The organism is Pseudomonas viridiflava, from assembly GCF_001642795.1.
In the GTDB taxonomy this organism is placed as follows: Bacteria; Pseudomonadota; Gammaproteobacteria; order Pseudomonadales; family Pseudomonadaceae; genus Aquipseudomonas; species Aquipseudomonas viridiflava.
The window spans coordinates 89,755-97,773 of record NZ_LKEH01000043.1; the positions used below are offsets into that span (position 1 = coordinate 89,755).

5 protein-coding genes are annotated in these 8,019 nt (G+C 59.1%); 2 read left to right on the plus strand and 3 right to left on the minus strand.

Annotated elements, in window-relative coordinates; genetic code table 11:
* Nucleotides 1-5 precede the first annotated feature (5 nt).
* Both fadB and AO065_RS20770 read right to left on the minus strand, forming a co-directional pair.
* Nucleotides 6-2,153 carry a fatty acid oxidation complex subunit alpha FadB gene (fadB, locus tag AO065_RS20765; RefSeq protein ID WP_004883807.1) on the minus strand — a complete coding sequence of 716 codons (2,148 nt, stop codon included), beginning with the start codon at nt 2,151-2,153 and terminating at the stop codon, nt 6-8.
* A gap of 590 nt (nt 2,154-2,743) precedes the next feature.
* Entirely contained in the window at nt 2,744-3,181 is a 438-nt protein-coding gene (locus tag AO065_RS20770) for a hypothetical protein (protein WP_004883808.1), read from the minus strand.
* 125 nt (nt 3,182-3,306) lie between these two features.
* Between AO065_RS20770 and AO065_RS20775 the strand changes: the two genes are divergently transcribed.
* Nucleotides 3,307-3,747 carry a universal stress protein gene (locus AO065_RS20775; RefSeq protein ID WP_004883809.1) on the plus strand — a complete coding sequence of 147 codons (441 nt, stop codon included), beginning with the start codon at nt 3,307-3,309 and terminating at the stop codon, nt 3,745-3,747.
* Between the two features lie 62 nt (nt 3,748-3,809).
* On the opposite strand, the gene AO065_RS20780 is transcribed toward AO065_RS20775, so the two are convergent.
* Complete coding sequence (locus AO065_RS20780) at nt 3,810-5,720, minus strand: ATP-binding cassette domain-containing protein (protein ID WP_004883810.1); 1,911 nt, start codon at nt 5,718-5,720, stop codon at nt 3,810-3,812.
* A gap of 203 nt (nt 5,721-5,923) precedes the next feature.
* On the opposite strand from AO065_RS20780, the gene AO065_RS20785 reads away from it, so the two are divergent.
* A complete protein-coding gene (locus AO065_RS20785; RefSeq protein ID WP_004883811.1) occupies nt 5,924-7,852 on the plus strand; it encodes a transglycosylase SLT domain-containing protein in 1,929 nt (642 codons plus the stop codon).
* Nucleotides 7,853-8,019 lie beyond the last annotated feature (167 nt).

Genomic DNA, 8,019 nt, shown 5'->3' on the forward strand with positions numbered 1-8,019 from the left:
GGCGCTTAACCGAAGAAGCTCTGGCCATTTCGGGCCATCTCACGCAGCTTCGCGGTCGGTTGATACAAGGCACCCAGCTCGGCATATTGGTCAGCGAGGGCAACGAATTCGGCAACACCGATCGAGTCGATGTAACGCAGCGCACCACCACGGAATGGAGGGAAACCAATACCGTAGATCAGGCCCATGTCGGCTTCGGCGGCGGTTTCAACGATACCGTCTTCCAGACAGCGCACGGTTTCCATGCACAGCGGGATCATCATCCAGTTGATGATGTCTTCATCGGTGACTTCACGCTGTTCGAAAACGATCGGCTTGAGCACGTCCAGCACAGCCGGATCGTTGACCTTCTTCGGCTTGCCTTTCTTGTCCATCTCGTAGGCGTAGAAGCCCTTGCCGTTCTTCTGACCCAGGCGATTGGCTTCGTACAGCACGTCGACGGCAGAACGACGGTCGTCCTTCATACGGTCCGGGAAGCCCTCGGCCATGACGTCTCGACCGTGGTGGCCGGTGTCGATGCCGACTACGTCCATCAGGTACGCCGGGCCCATCGGCCAGCCGAACTTTTCCATGACCTTGTCGATGCGCACGAAGTCGACGCCAGCGCTGACCAGTTTGGCGAAACCGCCGAAATACGGGAACAGCACACGGTTGACCAGGAAGCCCGGGCAGTCGTTGACCACGATCGGGTTCTTGCCCATCTTCTTGGCGTAAGCGACGGTGGTGGCCACCGCTTCTTCGCTGGACTTCTCACCACGGATCACTTCAACCAGCGGCATCATGTGCACCGGATTGAAGAAGTGCATGCCCACGAAGTTTTCCGGGCGCTTGAGCGCCTTCGCCAGCAGGCTGATCGAGATGGTCGAGGTGTTCGACGCCAGAATGGTGTTTTCACCCACCTGCGCTTCGACTTCAGCCAGAACGGCCTGTTTGACCTTCGGGTTCTCGACCACGGCTTCAACAACCAGATCGACGTTGCCGAAGTCACCGTAGGACAGCGTAGGACGAATCGCATTGAGCGCTTCGGCCATCTTCGCAGCCGTCAGACGGCCCTTGTCGACGCGGTTACCCAGCAGTTTCGACGCTTCGTTCAGACCCAGTTGAATGGCCTCTTCGCGAATGTCCTTCATCAGGATCGGCGTGCCCTTGACCGCCGACTGGTACGCGATGCCGCCACCCATGATGCCAGCGCCCAGTACAGCCGCCTGCTTCACGTCTTTTGCGATTTCGTCGTAACCCTTGGCTTTCTTTTTCAGTTCCTGATCGTTCAGGAACAGGCCGATCAGACTCTGCGCAGCAGAGGTCTTGGCCATTTTCACGAAACCCGCAGCTTCGATCTCCAGCGCCTTGTCACGACCGAAGTTCGCGGCTTTCTGGATGGTCTTGATCGCTTCGACCGGTGCCGGATAGTTGGGGCCGGCCTGACCTGCGACAAAACCCTTGGCGGTTTCGAATGCCATCATCTGCTCGATAGCGTTGAGCTTGAGCTTGTCCAGCTTGGGCTGACGCTTGGCCTTGAAATCGAACTCGCCGGAAATGGCGCGCTTGATCAGGTCCAGCGCCGCAGCCTGTAGTTTTTCAGGTGCAACGACTGCATCCACAGCGCCGACCTTGAGAGCGTCTTCGGCAGCGTTTTCCTTGCCGGACGCAATCCACTCGATTGCATTGTCGGCACCGATGATGCGCGGCAGACGAACCGTGCCGCCGAAGCCCGGGTACAGACCCAGCTTGACTTCCGGCAGGCCGATCTTCGCAGTGCTCGACATGACGCGGTAATCGGCCGCCAGGCACATTTCGAGGCCACCGCCCAGCGCGATGCCGTTGATGGCGACGACTGTCGGCACGCCAAGGTCTTCGAAATCACTGAAGATCCGGTTGGCTTCGAGGTTGCCAGCGACCAGCTCGGCTTCGGGCAACTTGAAGTTGTCGACAAACTCGGTGATGTCAGCGCCGACGATGAATGCATCTTTGCCGCTGGTGACGATCACACCTTTGACCGACGCGTCAGCCTTGACAGCATCCACTGCCTGACGCAGTTCGTTGAGGGTGAGACGGTTGAACTTGTTGACGGACTCACCCTTGAGGTCGAAATTCAATTCGACGATGCCACTTTCAAGAGCCTTAACCGTGATGGCTTTACCTTCGTAAATCATCAACTGATCTCCACAATATGGAAGCTGAACAATACCCGCCGAACCTTAACGTTCAGCGGGACTACGACGTCGCCGTCGATGAACACGCCAAATCACACGTACATCCGCTGCGACGAGGTAGCCAGGATTCTGTCAGAGCCGTCTGACGACCAAACGCTCATTTCATACGCCCGTTTGATTTGGGTACGCACACCATCAGGCAAAACCGGATAATTGTCAATTCGCCAAAACACCCATAAAAACGGCGGATTGCAAAAGGCACAAGCGATTCCTGACCAGCAAACCGATGTTTGATTTGCCACCATTCAACAAAGTGATAATGCGAAGATCAGCTCAAAGCCCGCAGATTCTGCACCGTTGAGGCTCATTTGAGAGATGCGTCGAGAAAAACGCGACAAAAGAGAGCAGAAGGTCTAGAGTCAGCGAACTGCGCCACAAGAGGCCCGCGATGATTGCGATCACGGGTGCGCAGCGGTGATAACCGGCATTCAGCTACTGGGTGCCGGCATACCAGGAATTATCGGCCTGCCTGGCCAACCCCGGCCCGATGTTGTTATCGGGCTTTTTATTGCCTGCGATTCGGCGGGTATTCAGGCCAGCGCCTTGAGCACGGCATTAATACGCTGCAACACATCTGCCTCTCCCTGCTCGGCCCAATACACCGCAATCATTTGCGAATCCGCCTCGACCTTGAAGACATCAGCCGGTAGCGTGCTGAAGTGCGTCAGCAATGCGACGTCCTCGCAGGGCTCGCGCCAGCGGTTAACCCAGATTCCCGGCTCCGTCTGCCAATAGGTCCAGACATCGGGCTTCGAGCTTCTGCGTGGCCGATGGTACTGCGCGCACGGACTGGGCGGCTGCCTGGGAAGCCAGTGAGGCCACTCCTGGGGCGCAAGCTGCATGGCCATGCCGATACGCCGCGCTTCCATGCGCAAGGCCATCCTGCCGCTCTGATGACGCGACGGACGCAACCACACAAGTGGGCTCAACATCACACAAATGATTGACAGGACTATCCAGACCGTCATATTTCTTGCCCCCGCCCGATTCAGGCTAAACAACAATTTGAAAACAGTGGCTTGCACGGGGTCTGCCCAGATGCGAACGAAAGAGCCATACTCACCCTATCGCAACCCTCTCGGAGGACACCCTCATGTCGTATCAACATATTCTGGTTGCCATTGACCTCACCGACGAATGCAGTGCGGTGCTCAAGCGTGCACTGGAGCTGGCAAAAGAGAGCAATGCGAAGCTGTCCACGGTGCACATCGTCGAACCGATGGCGATGGCCTTCGGGGGCGACGTTCCAATGGACCTGTCTCAGCTGCAACAACAGCAGTTCGATCAGGCCAAGGAAAAACTGGAAAAGCTGAAGATCACTCATCCTGACCTGAGAGCCGGCGAAAGCCATCTGGTGTATGGACAGCCGCGCCAGGAAATTCACCAACTCGCCAGCAAGCAGGACTGCGACCTGATCGTCATCGGCAGCCATGGCCGCCACGGCCTCGCGCTACTGCTCGGCTCCACTGCCAATGACGTTCTGCACGGCGCACCGTGCGATGTGCTGGCGGTACGTCTCAAGAAGTCCGAATAACCTCGGCATGAAGGCGAAAAGCCCGGACATGATCCGGGCTTTCTGCTTTTAACGTCAGAGGATCACTCGTCCAGCTCGGCCCAGCGCTCCAGCAAGGCATCCAGCTCGCCTTGCAGGCTTTCCATCTGCGCCAATGCCGCGGTGGTCTGCTCGGCTGGCTGCTGATAGAAGCCCGGCGCAGCCATTTCAGCTGTCAACGCAGCCATCTTGCTTTCAACTTCGTCGATCTGGCCCGGCAAGGCTTCAAGCTCACGCTGGTGCTTGTAGCTGAGCTTCTTCTTGGCGACCGGCATTTCCTGAGCGGCTACCGGGGCAGCCTGGACAACAGCACTGGCCAGCTCGGCCTTGCCCGACTTGGTATCCGCCACGCCCAGCAGGCGCGGAGAGCCACCCTGACGCAGCCAGTCCTGATAACCACCCACGTATTCGCGAACCTTGCCTTCACCTTCGAACACCAGCGTGCTCGTCACGACGTTGTCGAGGAATGCCCGGTCGTGACTGACCATCAGTACCGTGCCCTTGAAGGTCAACAGCACTTCTTCGAGCAGTTCCAGGGTTTCCACGTCCAGGTCGTTGGTCGGTTCGTCGAGGACCAGCAGATTGGCCGGCTTGCTGAACAGCTTGGCCAGCAACAGACGGGCACGCTCGCCACCCGACAGCGCTTTCACCGGCGTACGGGCGCGCTGAGGGCTGAACAGGAAGTCGCCCAGGTAGCTCAGTACATGACGGCTCTGGCCATCGATATCGATGAAATCGCGACCTTCTGCGACGTTGTCGATCACGGTCTTTTCCAGATCGAGCTGGTGGCGCAACTGGTCGAAGTAGGCAACGTCCAGACGCGTACCGACTTCAACCTTGCCGCCGGTCGGCTGCAGGTTGTCGAGCATCAGCTTGAGCAGCGTGGTCTTGCCGGTACCGTTGGCACCCAGCAGACCGATACGGTCTTCGCGCTGCAGGACCATGGAAAAGTCCTTGATCAGCATCGGGCCACCCGGGTGGGCGAAGCTGACGTTGTCCAGCACCATGACCTGCTTGCCGGATTTCTCGGCAGTGTCGAGCTGAATGTTGGCCTTGCCGGTGCGCTCGCGACGCTCACTGCGTTCGACACGCAACTCTTTCAGCGCGCGTACCCGGCCTTCGTTACGGGTACGACGGGCCTTGATGCCCTGACGAATCCAGACTTCTTCCTGAGCCAGACGCTTGTCGAACAGCGCGTTGGCGGTTTCTTCGGCCGCCAGCGCCGCTTCCTTGTGGACGAGGAAGCTGGCGTAATCGCCGTTCCAGTCGATCAGGCCGCCGCGATCCAGTTCCAGGATACGGGTCGCCAGATTCTGCAGGAATGCCCGGTCGTGCGTGATGAACAGTACGGCGCCCTGGAAATCCTTGAGGGCTTCTTCAAGCCAGGCGATTGCGCCGATATCCAGGTGGTTGGTGGGCTCGTCGAGCAGCAGCAGATCGGGTTCGGACACCAGCGCCTGAGCCAGCAGGACACGACGGCGCCAGCCGCCGGACAGCTCGGCGAGCGTCTTGTCGGCAGGCAACTGCAGACGGCTGAGGGTGCTTTCGACCAGTTGCTGCAGACGCCAGCCATCACGGGCCTCGAGGTCCTGCTGCACATGCATGAGCTTGTTGAGGTCTTCCTCGGTCACGCAGTTCTGGGCCAGATGGTGGTATTCGGCGAGCAAGGCGCCAACGCCGTCCAGACCTTCGGCTACGACGTCGAACACTGTCCGTCCGTCGGCTACCGGCAATTCCTGGGGCAGCTCGCCGATCTTGAGACCGGGTGCACGCCAGACAGCGCCTTCGTCGGGCTTCTGAACCCCCTTGACCAGCTTCAACATGCTGGATTTGCCAGTGCCGTTACGGCCAATGATGCACACCCGCTCACCACGGGCGATCTGCCAGGACACCTTGTCCAATAACGGCATGGCGCCGAAAGCAAGGGACACATCGCTGAATTTGAGCAGGGTCATGAGCTTCTCCAAAAACCGGGCGCGCATTCTACCTGAGATAGCCGGTGGATGTCGGGATTCGTCGTGCAGGCGGTCGACATATGCCTTCCTTATACCCGCGAATTATTTCTTCATGAGTCAAGCTCGTCGGCAGTGCTTTCACGATGAGCTGGCAAAAGGCTAAGCTAGCGGCACTTTTCACGACTCATCTGCTCGGAAGTCTCATGCGCAGTCGTTTGTTCAGCTTTCTATCGTGCCTGCTCCTCTCTGCCACTACCGTCCAGACTGCTCACGCGGCAGACCTTACCCAACAACGCAAATATTACGACGAGGCCAAGCGGGCTCTGGCCAAGGGCGACCTGGGCCCCTACCAGATGTACAGCGCCGTGCTCGCCGACTATCCGCTTGAGCCGTATCTGGAATACGACGAGCTGACGGCGCGCCTGAAGACTGCCAGCAACGCCGAGATCGAGAAATTTCTCGCCGAGCACGGTGATCTGCCACAGGCCAACTGGATGAAATTGCGCTGGCTGCGCTGGCTGGCCGAGCGCGGCGACTGGCAGCCGTTCGTCAAGTATTACGACCCGAAGATGAATTTCGTCGAGCTGGACTGCCTTTATGGCCAGTACCAGTTGAACAACAACAAGCGCGCCGAAGGCTATGCCAGTGCCGAGAAGCTGTGGATGACCGGCAAAACCCTGCCGGCTGCCTGCGACGCGTTTTTCGCGCAATGGGCTGCGGCAGGTCAGTTGACCGAGCAAAAACGCTGGCAGCGCGCCAAGCTGGCGGCGCAGTCGCGCAACTACACGCTGGCCAACACGCTGGTCAACAGCCTCAACTCGCTCGCTCCGCAGGGCAAACTGCTGGTTGCGGTCGCACAGAAGCCTGAGATGATCAACAACCCCGGGCAATTCGTGCCGGTGGATGAAGCCATGTCTGACGTCGTAGGCCTGGGTCTGCGTCGACTGGCACGTCAGGACCCGCAGAAAGCCCTGGCGATGCTGGACAGCTACGCCATCACCATGCACTTCTCCCGTGAAGAACAGGTGGAAATCGCCAAGGAAATCGGCCTGACCCTCGCGCGCCGCTACGATGATCGTGCCCTTGAGGTTATGACCAAATATGACCCGGACCTGCGCGACAACACGGTGACCGAATGGCGCATGCGCCTGTTGCTGCGTCTGGGCCGTTGGGAAGATGCCTATGAACTGGCACGCCGTCTGCCCAAGGATCTGGCCAGCACCAACCGCTGGCGTTACTGGGAAGCCCGTGCGCTCGAACTGGCCCAGCCCAACAGCCCGCTGATTCCCGCGCTGTACAAGGACGTGGCCAAGGAACGTGACTTCTATGGCTTCCTGGCCGCCGACCGTATACAGAGCCCCTACCAGCTCAACAATAAACCGCTGGTGCTCAGCCAGGCACTGATCAACAAAGTCCGCAACACGCCGGGCGTCCGTCGCGCGCTGGAGTTTCATGACCGTGGCGAAATCGTCGATGGTCGTCGCGAGTGGTACCACGTCAGTCGCCATTTCAATCGTGATGAAATGGTTGCCCAGGCCAAGCTGGCCTACGACCTGAAGTGGTATTTCCCGGCAATTCGCACCATCAGCCAGGCCCAGTACTGGGACGATCTGGATATCCGCTTCCCGATGGCGCACCGCGACACGCTGGTTCGCGAAGCCAAGATCCGCGGCCTGCATTCCAGCTGGGTGTTTGCAATTACTCGTCAGGAAAGCGCCTTCATGGATGACGCGCGTTCAGGCGTCGGTGCCAGCGGTCTGATGCAGTTGATGCCCGCTACTGCCAAGGAAACCGCTCGCAAGTACAGCATCCCGCTGGCCTCTCCCCAGCAGGTGCTTGACCCGGACACCAACATTCAACTCGGTGCCGCCTACCTGAGTTCGGTGCACAGCCAGTTCAACGGTAACCGTGTGCTTGCCTCTGCAGCCTACAACGCCGGTCCCGGCCGCGTACGCCAGTGGCTCAAGGGCGCCAATCACCTGGCCTTCGATGTCTGGGTCGAAAGCATCCCGTTCGACGAAACCCGTCAGTACGTACAGAACGTGCTGTCGTACTCGGTGATCTACGGACAGAAACTCAATTCGCCGCAGCCGCTGGTGGACTGGCATGAACGGTTCTTTGATGATTTGTGAGGTGGGGCAGACATCGCTACCCAGATGTCTGCCTCGACACTGATCGTGCCCATCGCGTGGGCATGCCCCACGTGACGCTCCGCGTCACACATGGCACAGATTGCGGACTCAGTGAGCCGAGCGCATGGCTCAGGTCACCTTTGCGCCCTTACGGCGCGCTACTTTGA